At 39.8% G+C, this 15,272-nt stretch carries 15 protein-coding genes; 3 read left to right on the forward strand and 12 right to left on the reverse strand.

Annotated features, from left to right (window positions below; genetic code table 11):
- Window positions 1-32 precede the first annotated feature (32 nt).
- Window positions 33-947: a hypothetical protein gene (locus AWW68_RS10665; RefSeq protein ID WP_068220602.1), complete on the reverse strand. Its 915-nt coding sequence runs from the start codon at window positions 945-947 to the stop codon at window positions 33-35.
- Window positions 948-1,041: 94 nt separating this feature from the next.
- On the opposite strand from AWW68_RS10665, the gene AWW68_RS10670 reads away from it, so the two are divergent.
- Window positions 1,042-1,635: a methyltransferase domain-containing protein gene (locus tag AWW68_RS10670; RefSeq protein WP_068220606.1), complete on the forward strand. Its 594-nt coding sequence runs from the start codon at window positions 1,042-1,044 to the stop codon at window positions 1,633-1,635.
- A gap of 136 nt (window positions 1,636-1,771) precedes the next feature.
- Here AWW68_RS10670 and AWW68_RS10675 read toward each other — a convergent pair whose 3' ends face one another.
- Window positions 1,772-2,542: an O-methyltransferase gene (locus AWW68_RS10675; RefSeq protein WP_157717612.1), complete on the reverse strand. Its 771-nt coding sequence runs from the start codon at window positions 2,540-2,542 to the stop codon at window positions 1,772-1,774.
- A gap of 193 nt (window positions 2,543-2,735) precedes the next feature.
- The gene (gene apaG, locus AWW68_RS10680; RefSeq protein WP_394364968.1) at window positions 2,736-3,125 is read right to left on the reverse strand and encodes a Co2+/Mg2+ efflux protein ApaG; all 390 of its coding nucleotides are present in this window, start codon (window positions 3,123-3,125) and stop codon (window positions 2,736-2,738) included.
- A gap of 213 nt (window positions 3,126-3,338) precedes the next feature.
- Between apaG and ung the strand changes: the two genes are divergently transcribed.
- Complete coding sequence (gene ung, locus AWW68_RS10685; RefSeq protein WP_068220612.1) at window positions 3,339-4,001, forward strand: uracil-DNA glycosylase; 663 nt, start codon at window positions 3,339-3,341, stop codon at window positions 3,999-4,001.
- A 1-nt stretch (window position 4,002) separates the two neighbouring features.
- On the opposite strand, the gene AWW68_RS10690 is transcribed toward ung, so the two are convergent.
- The 9 genes from AWW68_RS10690 to AWW68_RS10730 form a co-directional block, all read right to left on the reverse strand.
- On the reverse strand, window positions 4,003-5,157 hold the full coding sequence (locus AWW68_RS10690; protein WP_068220616.1) for a 6-bladed beta-propeller: 1,155 nt from the start codon (window positions 5,155-5,157) through the stop codon (window positions 4,003-4,005).
- 1 nt (window position 5,158) lies between these two features.
- Window positions 5,159-6,280, reverse strand: coding sequence for a 6-bladed beta-propeller (locus tag AWW68_RS10695; protein ID WP_068220625.1), 1,122 nt, complete (start codon window positions 6,278-6,280; stop codon window positions 5,159-5,161).
- A gap of 108 nt (window positions 6,281-6,388) precedes the next feature.
- Window positions 6,389-7,108 carry a 4-hydroxy-tetrahydrodipicolinate reductase gene (gene dapB / locus AWW68_RS10700; RefSeq protein ID WP_068220628.1) on the reverse strand — a complete coding sequence of 240 codons (720 nt, stop codon included), beginning with the start codon at window positions 7,106-7,108 and terminating at the stop codon, window positions 6,389-6,391.
- On the reverse strand, window positions 7,105-7,680 hold the full coding sequence (locus AWW68_RS10705) for a DUF5683 domain-containing protein (protein ID WP_068220632.1): 576 nt from the start codon (window positions 7,678-7,680) through the stop codon (window positions 7,105-7,107). Before AWW68_RS10705 ends, dapB begins: the two co-directional genes overlap by 4 nt.
- The gene (locus tag AWW68_RS10710; RefSeq protein ID WP_068220635.1) at window positions 7,680-8,585 is read right to left on the reverse strand and encodes a ParB/RepB/Spo0J family partition protein; all 906 of its coding nucleotides are present in this window, start codon (window positions 8,583-8,585) and stop codon (window positions 7,680-7,682) included. The genes AWW68_RS10705 and AWW68_RS10710 overlap by 1 nt, the downstream gene beginning before the upstream one ends.
- A gap of 2 nt (window positions 8,586-8,587) precedes the next feature.
- Complete coding sequence (locus AWW68_RS10715) at window positions 8,588-9,355, reverse strand: ParA family protein (RefSeq protein ID WP_068220641.1); 768 nt, start codon at window positions 9,353-9,355, stop codon at window positions 8,588-8,590.
- A gap of 8 nt (window positions 9,356-9,363) precedes the next feature.
- On the reverse strand, window positions 9,364-10,044 hold the full coding sequence (locus AWW68_RS10720; protein WP_068220644.1) for a metal-dependent hydrolase: 681 nt from the start codon (window positions 10,042-10,044) through the stop codon (window positions 9,364-9,366).
- Window positions 10,045-10,223: 179 nt separating this feature from the next.
- Window positions 10,224-12,059: a membrane protein insertase YidC gene (yidC, locus tag AWW68_RS10725; protein WP_068220646.1), complete on the reverse strand. Its 1,836-nt coding sequence runs from the start codon at window positions 12,057-12,059 to the stop codon at window positions 10,224-10,226.
- A 4-nt stretch (window positions 12,060-12,063) separates the two neighbouring features.
- Window positions 12,064-13,686, reverse strand: a complete 1,623-nt coding sequence (locus tag AWW68_RS10730; RefSeq protein ID WP_068220649.1) for a CTP synthase — start codon at window positions 13,684-13,686, stop codon at window positions 12,064-12,066.
- Window positions 13,687-13,844: 158 nt separating this feature from the next.
- Between AWW68_RS10730 and AWW68_RS10735 the strand changes: the two genes are divergently transcribed.
- A complete protein-coding gene (locus AWW68_RS10735) occupies window positions 13,845-15,269 on the forward strand; it encodes a CCA tRNA nucleotidyltransferase (protein ID WP_068220652.1) in 1,425 nt (474 codons plus the stop codon).
- Window positions 15,270-15,272: the final 3 nt, after the last annotated feature.

Consider the following 15,272-nt stretch of genomic DNA (forward strand, 5'->3'; position numbering starts at 1 on the left):
AGAAATCTGAATTCTGAAACCTGTAGTCTTTCTTACCTCACATTAAAGCTCGCCTGCCCAATTTCATAGTTGTCGGCCCAGATAATGATTTTATGATCTCCAACCTCAAAGTCAGAACCTTTATCGTATACGAAGCTCAGTTCTTGTTTTGAGTTATCGAACACAATTTGTTGCATAGAGGTGTAGAATTGCTCGCGACCATCAATCTTGAAAGAGCCAGAGCCACGAGCCACATCGAACACTACATTGCCAGCAGGGTCAACTACTTGAATCATTATTTTGTGTCCTCCAGCAGGAGCTACTTCGTTTTCAGCAAGGTTGAAAGTCACTTTCACTTTCTGCGCTTGGCGTTGTCTAAAGTCACCTTCACGTTCTCTACCTCTGCTATTTACATTGAACACCTGAATGTTTTCAGCCTGTAACTTTGCAGCAAGATTAATGCGTTGTTGAAGTTGCTCTTGTTTTTGTTCGGCCTCATTGATTGTCTTATTCAGAACGTTTTGCTCTTCTTTTAGCGTATTGTTTTCGTCCAACAGTTGCGTATTGAGCTCTTTCAGTTCGGCAATCTCATCGTCTTTAGCAATTAGCAATTCTTCATAGCCAGTTACTTTTCTATCTAGTCTCTGAATCAAGGCTTTATTGGCCATTCTAGTTCTTTGGAGCTGGTCTCTTTCAGAGGTGATAGAGTCTTTCAGGGTAACTAAAGAGTCAATGTTTCCTCCTAGTCGGGCAATTTCTGAGATACGGTCACTTAATTGACCTGAAATACTGTCGAGTTTGGTTGTCAGCTGAGTTCTGGTTGCATCATATTCAGCTTGTAAGGCTTCTTTGGCTTGATGATCAGTGTAAATTTTGTAAGCAGAACCTAATACAATAATTGCTATTGCAGCGATTAGTATAATTCTAATCTGATCTCTTTTGCTTTTTCCCGATGATGCCTCACTCATGCTTTCCCTAAATTTGAATCAACTTTTTAACGACCTTGCGGTTAATTATTGGGCGAATTAGCTAAACTTTTTTAAAATATTCAATTTGAGCGGGATGGATGATCAAATAGTGTTAGAAGAAAACTACTGGACGGAACGTTATGGAAAGGGAGAAACTGGCTGGGATATTGGCCATGTTTCTACACCGATTAAGGAATATGTCGATCAATTGGAGGATAAAGAACTTAAGATTCTTATTCCAGGGGCTGGAAATGCCCATGAAGCGGAATACTTATGGAATAATGGCTTCAAAAATGTATGGGTGCTCGATATCTCCAAACCTCCATTGAAGCACTTGCAAGAAAGGGTTCCTGAGTTTCCATCTTCTCAACTAATTCATGCAGACTTTTTCGACCATAAGGGAGAATATGATCTTATTATTGAACAGACTTTCTTTTGTGCTTTACCACCAAGGCTGAGGAACGATTATTTGAACAAAATTGCTGAACTCTTAAAACCTGAAGGTAAGTTGGTTGGTCTGCTATTTCAAATTCCTTTAAATGATAATAAGCCACCTTTTGGAGGAAGTAGAGAAGAATACCTCAACCTGTTTGAGAAATCATTTCAGAACATCAATATGGAGACAGCTTATAATAGTATTCCTCCAAGGCAAGGGAGTGAGTTGTTCATAAAAATGTTCAAAGTTTAAAGTTCTAGGTTCAATGTGATTTGACACCCTTAGATCCCCTAAAGGGGACTTAAAATATCAACGTTAGTTGTTTTTAGCACACTCTTGATAATGCGGATAAGGCAGTCACCCTTCTCAACCTCTCAACCTCACAACTTCAAAACCTCAGGACATAATCTCCACGGGTGAGCTTAGGGTCGAAAAATAGCAGGCCACCTTCAAAAAGGTCGATAGAAACAATGACCTCTGGTCGGCTTTTAATCTCAGTCCAGGCTTGGTTCATTTCTTTCGACCAATGAATGTCGTCCAGAACAATTAGGCTGCTCTCATTACATTTGACTAGAATGGTTTCGTAATAGCGTAGAGTTGGCTCATATCTGTGGTTGGCATCAATATATGCCATGTCAATTCGGTCGATAGAATTAATCTCAGAAGCTAGAGTCTTATCAATATCGCCTTCGATTAGTCGGATATTGTGTTTTCCTAAATCTGAAAAGGTTTTTCTAGCCTTAGTTGATAAGGATGGGTCGCCTTCAAAAGTTGTGATTTTAGAATTTTCCACTTCACTTAAATAGAGCGTATTCAGACCTAGTGAAGTGCCAAGCTCCACTATATTCTTCAACTCTAAGTGTTCGGCAAGTGACTTTAGTAAGGCGGAGAATTTAGGTGGAGTGCTTGAGTTTTTTGCGATCTCTGAGACCGTTCGTTGATTGCCTGATTTAACTCTTGAACCTGCACCAAAGTCGACTAATTCAATAGGGGTTTGGTCAGTCAAGAAGTTATTTCTTAGTTCTTCTATTTTCGGATTTACTGATCGAGAGGCAGTTTTAATGACATTGTTGTATAGGTCAAAAACAAACGGAGAATGAAGCGAGTGCTCATCTGCCTGAAGCAACCAATATTTTAGAAATGCTAGAACCTGAAACAAAATGGAGTAAAAATTAGCTCGAAATTAATGAATTGGCACCTGAATGGCTATTAAGCAAACGCTCAATAAATCAACTTTTGACCCCTGAACTTCCCGAGACATCGGGAGGGTGACCGAAAGAGATCCGTTTCTGAATGACAAAAGTCCCCTTCAAGAGATTTAGGGGTAGAAAATATTAATAGGCTGTGAAAACTTAATTAAGTAAGAATGGAACCACCATGTTGAATTCAGGAATCTTGACTTCGAACTCACGTCCGTCAGCTATTTTCTCCATTAAATAGGTACCATACATTTTGCCAAAGCCAGATCGAAGGTTGCAACCCGAGACATATTCATGTTTTTCACCAGGTTCTAATATTGGCTGTTGACCTACAACGCCTTCACCTTCTACTTCGCGAACGGTGTTGTTCGCATCGTGAATAAACCAGTGCCTACGATGAAGTTTGATGGTAAAGTCACCGTTGTTTTCTATGGTGATGCGGTAAGTAAAGACAAAGTGCAACTGCCCAGGACTGGAGTACTCCGGTTGATAGGTGGTTTCTACACAAACCTTTATGCCTTTTGTTGTTGCAGTTACAATCATTGCTTATAAAGCTCTCAAGTAAGAATATAGCTTGTTACCTCTAACTCTAAAGGGAGCAAGCGAATTTTCAATTCCACCCTCTCGATGTCTCGGGAAGAGTTGGGAAAGAATTGAAAACCATATTTGATTGAATATCTCTTTCAAATCTCTTACTATCGTGTTTCAAAGTAAAGGATTCGTTTTAAAATTGCTAATACCAAAATTGAATTTTAGATGGCTATAAAGATTGAGGAGAGTTGGAGTAATGTACTTAGTGAAGAGTTTGAAAAGCCTTATTTTCAAGAACTTATAGCTTTTGTAAAAGCCGAATATGCAAGCCAAACTGTTTTTCCGAAAGGGAAAGATATTTTTAGAGCTTTCGATGAATGCCCATTCGATGAGGTTAAAGTGGTGATACTAGGGCAAGATCCATATCATGGCCCTGGGCAAGCAAACGGACTTTGTTTTTCGGTACATGAAGGCATTACTTTTCCTCCTTCATTAGTAAATATATTCAAGGAGATAAAGAACGATTTAGGCAAGGACATTCCACCTCATGGCTCGTTAGATCGTTGGGCAAAACAAGGGGTGCTTCTGTTGAATGCAACACTTACTGTTAGAGCACATCAAGCAGGTTCTCACCAGAAGAAAGGCTGGGAGACATTCACGGATGCAGTGGTGCAGGCCTTGGCTTCTCAGAAGAAGAATTTGGTCTATATGCTTTGGGGGAGCTATGCCCAAAAGAAAGCTGCCATAGTTGACCCTAAGGAGAATTTAGTGCTCAAATCACCACACCCGAGTCCGCTTTCTGCACATAGAGGCTTCTTTGGTAATGGTCATTTCAGCAAAGCCAACCAGTATTTGGCTGAGAAGGGGGTGGGAGAAATTGTTTGGTAGACTATCTAAGCGATTCTTTGAATTTGATTTTGAGCAAGACAGGGTTTTCAGAGTACAGTATTTCTCTAAGTTTAAAGCCGCCTCTTACTGTCCACTGGTCTTCATCTAAGTTTTCTATAAACTCTTCAAAGTCGTAGGCGGCCAGTGAAGCCGCCAAACGTTCTCCGTCCCGCTTAAGAAATTCTAATTCGAAGTTAGACTTGTCTTTTTTTCGCAAATCGAAACGAAAGAACTCGCTTGATTTTCTGTTGATGTATCCCTTTGAAAATTTTCCAATTCTATCTTCGTAGTGGATGTAGGTGAGAAATATATATTGTTCACTTATTGTTGAAAGAACCTCAATTACCTTTTCTGTATCGAGCATCAATTTGATTCCCTTGTTCAGGTTTTCAGTGCTATTAGGTTCGTTCCATACCCATTTATCTCCAAAATCAAATTTGAAGCGAGGGTAAAGCTTTTGACCAATAATTTGGTAGACTGTGTCTCTTAATGGTTTCCTGTAGAATATTTCTTCTCCCAAAGAGCTAAAGTTCCAGCCAAGATTAAAAGGGTTGGGGTTGATTTTTGACCTGGGTGCAGCCCATTTTTTGACTCCTAGATTTTTATCCATAAATGCCAATTCATGATAGAATGATTCTTTGCCTAATTGAGCAGAATTTCTTTGATGGAACAGATAACCATTTTGATATGGAGTCATTGATTTGCCAAAAACCTTTTCTTTGAACCGTTTTGTTTCTATGTATTGGCCTTGAGGAGTATATCTCTGAAGATTCCGAGAAAAACTGCTATAAAGCTCTATGACACCCTCATGAAACCATGCGTCAGTGATGTTTTTATATTCTTCCGGTCCTGGGCCTTCCTTTTCAATCACACCCAGATAGTTGCCTTTAGGATCAAATAGTGGGATGGAATTCGGTTTATTGATTTCTGCAATTGGAACAGCAATACCCAGAGGTGTTTCAAAGTACCACTCTATTTTTGGTAAAAGTGAGTGGTCGGTTTCTTCAAACCGAATAATTTCAACATGCTCAATGGCATCAAAAAAGCTGATTCTTGGAGCGTCAACATCAATTTTAAAGTGCTCAAATTTGGGTGGAGTTTGTCCTTTGAGACTAACTGAGAGAAGAAGGAATAAGAGTGTGTGTGCTAGCCTCATGTTATTTAAATTTGATTTTAAGTAAGACAGGGTTTTCAGAGTATTTAAAGTCACTCGGGGTCAGATTACCTCTAATGATGTATTGATTAGGATTGAGGTTAGATAATATGTTTTCAAGCTCCGATGTATGCATAGAGGCAACCAGACGATGGTTCTCCCATTTAATGAAATTCATCTCTAAAACTGACCTGTCACTCTTTCGTACCCTTAAATTGAAATATTCTTTTGTACTTCTGTCGAGAATTCCTTTGGTGGTAGTCCGGTTAGAGTGATAAAAAGTAAAGGTTATGAATGATTCTGAAAAGTTAGGAATTACTTCGAAAAACCCCTTCTCACCGAAAATGGCTTTTGATGCAACTTTAATAGAGCTAGTGTTCTTTGGGTTTTTCCAAATCCAGTCGTTTCCATAATCGAAATTAAGGTAGGGGGTTAAGTGGTTTAGGTCAACTAAGAATGCCCCTTCTGATAATACGCGCCTATAAATTAACTCACCGGTATTAAGTAAGGTGAAGCGTTTGCCCAAATTAAGAGGAAAGGGGTGTGGTGGTGATTTTAGACCTATATCGCCTATTTGATTTAGCTCTAAATCTGTGAACACGAGGGACAGCTCTGCTTTATTATTTGGGGATGGATCTAGTGGTTGAAATACATATCCATTTTCAAACGGATGCATCGAGCCGCCAATAATATTTTTTGAATATTTAGCTGTTATAGTTTCTTTCAATTCTCCATTTAGTGTGTATTTCTGGAGTTTTCGAGATAAGCCACTGAATAATTCAATATGACCATCTTTATACCAAGATGAACTTATGTTGGCGTATTCATTTGGACCATTGCCAGAATTATCAATTACCCGATGAAATTCGCCATTTTCATGAAACAGAAATATCTTTTTTGTTTGAGGAATAGCAAACCCAAGAGGGGTTTTAAAGTAGTTGTCCGCTAACTTAAGTAAAGAGTTTTCAGTTTCTTCTAGTGGAATGATTTCCACATGTTCAATAATATCGAACAAGTTGGTTCTTTCACCATGAATGTCTATTTGGTAGTGCTCAAAATCAGGGTCAGTTTGAGGCCAAAGTTGATGGCAGAACAGAAGAGCGAATAGAAAAAGGGAGACTTTCAAAGTGTGTCGTTTACCCTATACTACTCAGAAAATATTATATAATTAAATTAATTTTTCTTAAGGTAAAACTAAGAAAGGGAGAGGGTTGGTTAAGTAACTCCGTTGAGCTTAAAACCTACTCTCCAAAAAATCATCCATGGTTTTTACGCCTTTTTGGTTTTTGAGCCATTCGGCTACAGCGATGGCACCTTTGGCGAAGCCTTCACGGGAGTGCGCTGTGTGACAGATTTCAATAGTGTCGACAGGAGAGGAGTAAGTGATTTCGTGTGTTCCTGGTGCAGGATCAATTCTTTCGGAGATAATCTCTAGTTCTTCAGCATTGTCGGTTTTCTGATTTACCCAACTCTTTTTAGAGGTAACATGCTTTAAAATGCCTTCGGCTAAAGTGATGGAAGTGCCGCTTGGGGCATCCTTTTTAGATGTATGGTGAATTTCTTTGGTGGTTATAGAGTAGTCCTGATCGGCCATCATTTGAGCCAAATATTCATTCAGCTTAAAGAAGATGTTTACCCCAATACTAAAATTGGAGGCAAAAAGGTAGGTGCCGTTGTTCGCTTTACAGAAACTGTTGATTTCGGCTCTTTTGTCTAACCAACCTGTGGTGCCTACTGCAACCGGAATTTGTCTTTCCAAGCACCATTTAATATTCTCCACCGCAGCTTCTGGTTGAGAGAATTCAATGGCAGCATCTACATTAGATGAGTTGAATTGGTCAAGTTCATTTCGGTTGTCGATATTGATTTTACCAACAATCTCATGTCCTTTTGCTGTGGCCAGTTTATCAATAAGCTGGCCCATTTTGCCGTAGCCTAGTAGTAATATTTTCATTGCCCTATGGGTAAGGTTAGTTTGAAGCCAATAAATGGCGTTCCGTTAGAAATGACACCAAACTTGGGTTTTAGGTTCAATGCCAAATCTTCATCTACATTAAATCCTTTAAGGTGTGCATCTACTGTGGCATCAATAATCTGGAGACCGTAAATGCCAACCATGGTAAGTACCACCAAGTCTCTGTTATTTCGCCAGGTATCAGCTTTTCTGCTATAAGTCCTAATTAGATTTTCATTCCTGTCCTGCGGAGCTTTACTATTTTCTTGTGCCAGTAGAGTTTTGAACTCATGGAAGTACTGATCGTTCAGGAATACAAAGTAAACTGCCACACCAAAACCTCCATAGAGCACTGGTACTTTCCACCAACTGTCATTATAAATTTGTCCCCAACCAGGAATTATGGCAGATCTTCTGGCTGCTTTTCTAGGGTCGTAATACTTGCCAGTGTTTCTTTTTATTTTAACAGTATCGCCAAGAATTACATCGTCTTGAACTGCGATTACTCTGTTCTGAGCGTTAGCAGAAAAAACTAAAACAAGAAATAAAAAAGCAAAGAGCGCAGAACGCATTATAGGTCTATGATTTCTAAAATTCTATTCAGGTCTTCGGTAGAAACAAAAGGTATTTTTATTTCTCCTCTGAACTGGTTGTCAGCCTTTAGACTCACCCTTGTGCCAAAGTGCGAAGAAAGTTTTGTTTGAACCTGCTGCACTTCATAATTCTTATGTTGTGAGCTGCCTTTCTTCTCTGGTTTCGGATCGTCAACGCTTTTCGACATCAAATCACGTACCAGCTGTTCTACTTTTCTAACAGAAAGTCCTTCTTCTACAATCTTTTTAAACAGATAAAGCTGCTTAGCAACATCTTCTATGTTAATCAGCGCTCTGGCATGACCCATAGAAATTTGCTGGTCTCTAATTCCTGCTTGAATATCTGGCGGCAGGCGAAGCAAACGCAAGTAGTTGTTGACTGTAGTTCTGTTTTTGCCAACACGCTCTCCGAGCTGGTCTTGTTTAAGATCACACTCTTCTAATAGTCTTTGGTAGCTGAGGGCAATCTCTATGGCATTCAGGTTTTCGCGCTGAATATTTTCTATTAGGGCCATTTCCAGCATTTGCTGGTCATCAGCAGTTCTTACATAAGCTGGAACAGACTCTAGGCCGGCAATCTTAGAGGCCTGAAAACGCCTTTCACCCGAAATGAGCTGGTATTCATTTTCACTCAGTTTACGAACAGTAATAGGCTGAATGATTCCCTGAACCTTTATACTTTCAGCTAGCTCTTCAAGTGCTTCTCTATCAAAATGCGTTCTAGGCTGGTATGGGTTTACCTGAATTTGACTCAAAAGAATCTCATTCATATTGCCACCTGTGCTCTGAACATCTGATGAAATGTTATCTGAAGAATCCTCCAAAAGTGCTCCAAGCCCTCTTCCTAATGCATTCTTCCTTTTTGGAGATTTAGCTGCTGCCATTCTTATTTATTATATCTGTCTGCTATTTCCTTTGCTAGGCTTAAATAAGCCAAAGAGCCCTTACTTTCGGCATCGTGCACAATGGCAGGAACACCAAAGCTAGGCGACTCACTCAATTTTACATTTCTTGGAATGATGGTATCAAAAACCATATTCTTAAAATGTGTCTGAACTTCTTCTACTACCTGATTAGACAGCCTTAGCCTTACATCGTACATGGTGAGTAGAATACCTTCAATTTCTAATTTAGAATTCAAACGCTTTTGAATAATGGTAATTGTATTCAAGAGCTTACCAAGCCCTTCTAAGGCAAAGTATTCGCATTGAACCGGAATTACTATAGAGTTAGAAGCGGTTAGGGCATTTACGGTAATTAAACCTAGAGAAGGGGCGCAGTCTATCAGTATAAAATCATACTCATCTTGCACCTCCTTGAGTACCTCACGCATTTTTTCTTCGCGGTTACTCAAGTTTACCATCTCTACTTCTGCACCTACTAGGTTAATATGAGAGGGTACCAAGTGTAGAAATGATACTTCGCTTTCTATAATGCACTCACGAATGTCGGCTTTGCCCACCATGCATTCATAAATACTTTTTTCTATTTCTCTTGGATTATGCCCTAAACCCGATGTTGTGTTTGCCTGTGGATCGGCATCGATCACTAGCGTTTTATACTCCAACACAGCCATACTGGCTGCTAGGTTCATGGCTGTTGTAGTTTTGCCTACACCACCTTTTTGGTTTGCTATGGCTATAATCTTGCCCATGTAAAAATTTAGAGTGAAAGGATTTCTTCTATTTCGGGTAACGTTAAGTCAACGCCATTTTCTTTGGCTATTGCATATGCCTCTTCATGGTTAATGGCAACATATGGGAAAGTGTCGAAATGTACGCCTATTAGCTTATTACATTGCACCATTTTGCAGGCTTTCATGGCGTCTGCTACTCCCATAGTAAAGTTGTCTCCAACGGGCATAATTGAAAAATCGAGATCAAATTCTTCACCAATCAGTTCCATGTCTTTGGTTAAGGCCGTGTCGCCAGCAAAATAGAAGCAACCTTCTTCATTTTTAATGACAATTCCTGCTGGGTTACCGCCATAACTGCCATCGGGCATTGAGCTAGAGTGAACAGCATTGACCAGTTTTAATGTGCCAAAGTCGAAAGTATTGGCGCCTCCATGGTTCATAGGATGGTTTCTTTCTAAGCCCTTATTACCAAACCAGCCAACTACTTCAAAAGTAGAAATAAGCGTAGCGTTAGACTGATTATATATGGTTTCAACATCGGCTACATGGTCTCCATGGCCATGACTCAGAATAATGTAGTCTGGTTTAATTTTGCTGATATTCACTCCTTTAGCTAGCTCATTCGGAGAAATAAAAGGATCGAAAAGCAATTGCTTGCCCATGGTTTCGATCATAAATGCCGAGTGTCCGTAATAAGTAAATTTCATATTTCGCCTGACTTTTGATCTTCTAATTAGAGGCTACAAATATATAAGAATAGGTGAAAGATTAATCCAAAGGTTATTAACACAAAAAGAACCTTAATCGTTGATAACTTTATAAGGTATTGATAACCTTCAACTTAATGAGCTATAATAAAAAAGCCCTCGGTTGAGGGCTTTAATATTTACTTTTTCTTCTTGTTCTGTTTTTGTCGTTGAGCCTCTTGGCTGGCCTTCATGGCGTCTTCCAATCGTTGCTGGAATTTAGACTTGCCTTTAGTGCCAGCTTTCTTTTTGTTTTCCATCAGTTGCTCTCTGATTTTATCTTCATCAACAAACCTTCTAATCAATGTTTGCTGACCGAAAGTCACTAGGTTGGAAACAAAGTAGTAGAAACTTAAACCTGCTGAGTAGCTGTTCAACACAAACATGAAGATAACTGGCATGAAATAACCAATATTCTTCATTGGGCCTTGAACTGAGCTTACTTGGTTGTTAGACCAGGTAATAGCCAAAGTTGAAAGCGTCATCAATAGAGTGAAACCACTCACGTGAGAGCCATAGAATGGAATGGTGAATGGAAGGTTAATCAATACATCATAAGTTGATAGATCGTGAGCCCATAAGAAAGATTCTCCTCTTAACTCAATGCTATTCGGGAAGAAGAAGAACATGGCAAAAAGGAAAGGCATCTGAAGTAGGAGAGGTACACAACCACTGATAGGGTTAACGCCCATCTCTCTGTATAGCTTCATTTGCTCTTGTTGCTGAGCTTGCATGTCTCCACCAGTCTTTTCTTTTAAGGCATCTAACTCAGGCTTTAAAACCTTCATTTTCGCCATAGAGAGGTAAGACTTTCTAGAAAGCGGGAATAGCGCTAGCTTAATGATCAACACAATAATGATGATGATTACACCATAGTTGGCAATGTGCTGCTCCAAGAAGCTAAACAATGGAACAATAATGAGCTTATTTACCCAGCTCACTAGCTTGTAGCCCATGTATACGTTGTCCTCGTATCCGTCAGTAACTTTCTTAAGTACCTTGTAGCTGTTCGGTCCGAAGTAATAAGTAAAATCAGCGCCAGAATATAGGTCGCTCATCGGAACTATCAGTTCCATTTTACCAATTTCTACATGGCTGCTATCTGCAACAGGAATGGTGGCGAAAGTAGCACTGCTAAAGCCTTTATCAGCTATAATACCTGCGTTGAAGAACTTTTGAGAAAACGATGCCCATTTAACGCCTTCACCAACGGTTTCAGATTGCGGATCGTTGGCAATTTCCTTTAGGTTATCAGAGTCTTCTTCTAAAGTATAGTAACGAACAGTGGTCTTGTTTCTAGCATCTTCTAGGTTGTGCTCAAAGCGCTTCATATTGTCTTCCCATACAATAGTCATGTCATTGGTTAGCACCTTATTCTCTAGTCCGTTTAGCTTAATGCTGTAGTCTAGATCATACTTATCGTTAAAGATGGTGTAAGACTGTTCAACACTAGAGCCATCGGCTAATGTGGCCACAAAAGCTATGGTAGTAGAATCTCCTTCGCTAATGCTAAGGGTCCCTTTATTAGCTTTGTAGTTTAGTGAAGCTAAATCTACAATGCCATTGGTAGTACCAATCTGTAATTGTTGACTGTTGCTAGATTCATCGAAGAGAATTAGAGGCTCCTTTAAATGAGTTTTGTATTCCTTTAATTCTACTGATTTAATAGCTCCACCCTTAGTGCTGAAGTTATACTTAGCTTTCTCGGTTTCTACAGTAAAGGTCTCTTCGTTTCCAGACATTGCTGAAGCAAAAGCACCATACTTAGAGTTTAAAAGAGAGTCTTGATTGGCTGGTTGAGTGGTTTCTGCCTGAGTGTTATCAACCAATTGCTGATTCTCTTCAGGGGTAACTACAGCCGTAGTGTCAGCTCCTGAAACAATTGCTTCTTCAGGGCTTGGTGGCCTGAATACCAATGAATATACTATCAGTATTCCGGCAATTAAGACAAGGCCAATGGCCTGATTTCTGTCCATATTTCTAATTCAATTTATTTTTCTTCGATTTAACTACCGCATCTATAAAGCTTATGAATAGAGGATGCGGGGTCATAACTGTACTTTTTAACTCTGGGTGGAACTGAACACCTACAAAATAAGGGTGTTTCGGAATTTCCATTATTTCTACAAGTCCGGAGTCAGGGTTTGTACCAGCAGCCTTCATACCAGCAGCTTCGTAATCTTTCAGGTACTTGTTGTTGAACTCGTATCTATGGCGGTGTCTTTCTTTAATTTCTGTATCACCATAAGCCGAATAACTTCTAGAGTTCTTTTTCAACTTACAGTCATAAGCACCAAGTCGCATAGTACCGCCATAATCTTGAATGTTCTTCTGCTCTTCCATGAGGTCTATAACCGGATGAGCAGTTTCTTTATCCATCTCAGAAGAGGTGGCGCCTTCAAGACCCAATACATTTCTAGCAAACTCTACCACAGCACACTGCATTCCCAAACAAATGCCAAAGAAAGGTATATCGTTCTCTCTTACATAGCGAATGGCCTCAATTTTTCCTTCAAAGCCTCTTTCTCCAAAGCCTGGAGCCACTAAAACACCATCCATGTCTTTCAGTGTTCTATTTACGGTTTTAGAGGTGATAGTTTCTGAAGATATCCAGTGAACGTTCACTCTACATTCTAAATGGGCACCTGCATGGATGAAAGCCTCTGCAATTGATTTATAAGCATCTGGTAGCTCCACGTATTTACCCACAAGGCCAATATTTACCTCATTGGTTGGGTTTTTTACCTTGCTTAAGAATCTTCTCCACTCATCTATTTGAGGTTGTTCTTTGTGTGGAAGCCTGAACTTCGCTAGTACACGCTCATCGAGTTTTTCTTTTCTCATAAGCATTGGCACATCATAAATGGTGTCTGCGTCTAATGCTTCAATAACAGAATTGAGCTGCACGTTGCAGAAGAGTGCCAATTTCTTTCTAATGTCATTAGGAAGAGACTTCTCAGATCTACACACCAATATATCTGGCTGAATACCTGCTTCAAGGAGTTGCTTTACAGAGTGCTGTGTTGGCTTAGTTTTAAGCTCTTTGGCTGCACTTAGGTAAGGAATTAGAGTAAGGTGAATTACCATGCAGTTAGATTCGCCAACATCCCATCGGGCCTGTCTAACAGCCTCAATAAATGGAAGCGATTCAATGTCGCCTACACAACCACCAATTTCAGTAATAACAATATCGTAGTCGCCAGTTTCTCCAAGCTTGAAGAAGTTGCGCTTTATTTCGTCAGTAATATGAGGAATTACCTGAACAGTTTTCCCGAGGTAATCGCCTCTTCTTTCTTTGGTAATTACATTATAGTAGATTCTACCTGTAGTTACATTGTTGGCCTGAGAGGTCGGGGTATTCAAAAATCTCTCATAATGACCAAGGTCAAGGTCGGTCTCGGCACCATCATCCGTTACGTAGCACTCACCGTGCTCATAAGGGTTTAAGGTTCCAGGATCTACATTGAGATACGGGTCGAATTTTTGGATGGTCACACGGTAACCTCTGGCTTGCAATAAATTAGCCAGCGATGCCGCAATGATGCCTTTTCCTAAGGAAGATGTTACCCCACCGGTAACAAAGATGTATTTAGCTGATGCCATAAGTTTGGATAAACAGAAATTAACTTATGGGATACAAAGGTAAGACTTTTGTGCTTAAACCTGCCCGACAAATATATTCTTTCTAGGCATGCCCTAAATTACTTTTTGAATAGGCCTGAAGAAAGCCCTAACTTTGCAGCCTTTTGGCAGAAAGTACCATGAATTTATCTAAGCATTTAACGGAACCCGTATTTAAAACCGTAGGAAAGGTAGCCGACCAGCTTGACCTCGAAACCTATGTTGTTGGAGGTTTCGTGCGCGACATTCTGTTGGAAAGATCTAGCAAGGATATTGACTTTGTCTGTGTAGGCAGTGGAGTTGAGTTGGCTAAGGCGGTGCACAAAGAATTGGGAGGTAATTTACCTTTTAACGTCTTTAAGAACTTCGGTACTGCCAACATTAAGCAAGATGACTGGGAACTAGAATTTGTTGGCGCCAGAAAAGAGTCGTACCAAAGAAATTCAAGGAAGCCCATTGTAGAAGATGGCAGCCTTCAAGACGATCAGAATAGAAGGGACTTCACCATCAACGCTTTTGCTATTTGTTTGAATAAAGATCGCTTCGGGGAGTTGGTAGATCCATTCAATGGAATGGAAGACCTAAAGGAGAAAATCATTAAAACTCCATTGGCTCCTGAAGCTACTTTTTCGGACGATCCTCTTAGAATGATGCGTGCTATTCGTTTCGCCTCTCAGCTGAATTTTGATATTGATGGGGATACCTTTGAAGGTATTCAGCAGATGAAAGATCGAATTTCTATAGTTTCTGCCGAACGTATTATAGTAGAGCTGAATAAGATCATCATGTCTGAAAAACCCTCTTATGGGTTTAAGCTCCTTTACTATACAGGTCTTTTGAAGGAAATTTTCCCAGAAATGGTTGAGCTTCAAGGGGTGCAAACTATAGAAGATAAGTCACATAAGGATAACTTCTACCATACGCTTCAGGTGCTAGATAATATCAGTGAAAATACGGATGATTTATACCTGAGATGGGCTGCAATATTGCACGATATTGCCAAACCTGCCACTAAGCGTTTTAACAAAAAGGTAGGCTGGACATTCCATGGCCATGAAGACAAAGGAGCCAGAATGGTTCCGGGTATTTTCAGGAGAATGAAGCTACCAATGGGCGAGCCAATGCGCTATGTGAAAAAGCTAGTGCGACTTCATTTAAGACCAATAGCATTGGTTAAAGATGAAATTACTGATTCAGCTATTCGCAGACTGCTTTATGAGGCAGGCGATGATATTGATGATTTAATGATGCTTTGCAGGGCAGATATTACTTCCAAAAACAATCAAAAGGTTCAGCGTTTTTTGAACAACTTTGATAAGGTTGAAGAAAAAATGCGTGAAGTAGAGGAGAAGGATAAAATTCGTAACTTCCAGCCAGTTATCACCGGAGAAATCATCATGCAGACTTTCGGCTTGAAGCCAGGAAAAGAAGTTGGTGAATTAAAAGAGGCGTTGAAAGAGGCGGTATTAGAAGGTGAAATTCAAAACGAATATGAGAATGCCTTTAAATTCTTACTTAAGCTAGGTGAGGAGCGGGGCTTAATTGTTGAAGATACTAAGAATTAATAA

The organism is Roseivirga spongicola, from assembly GCF_001592965.1.
GTDB classification, from domain to species: Bacteria; Bacteroidota; Bacteroidia; order Cytophagales; family Cyclobacteriaceae; genus Roseivirga; species Roseivirga spongicola.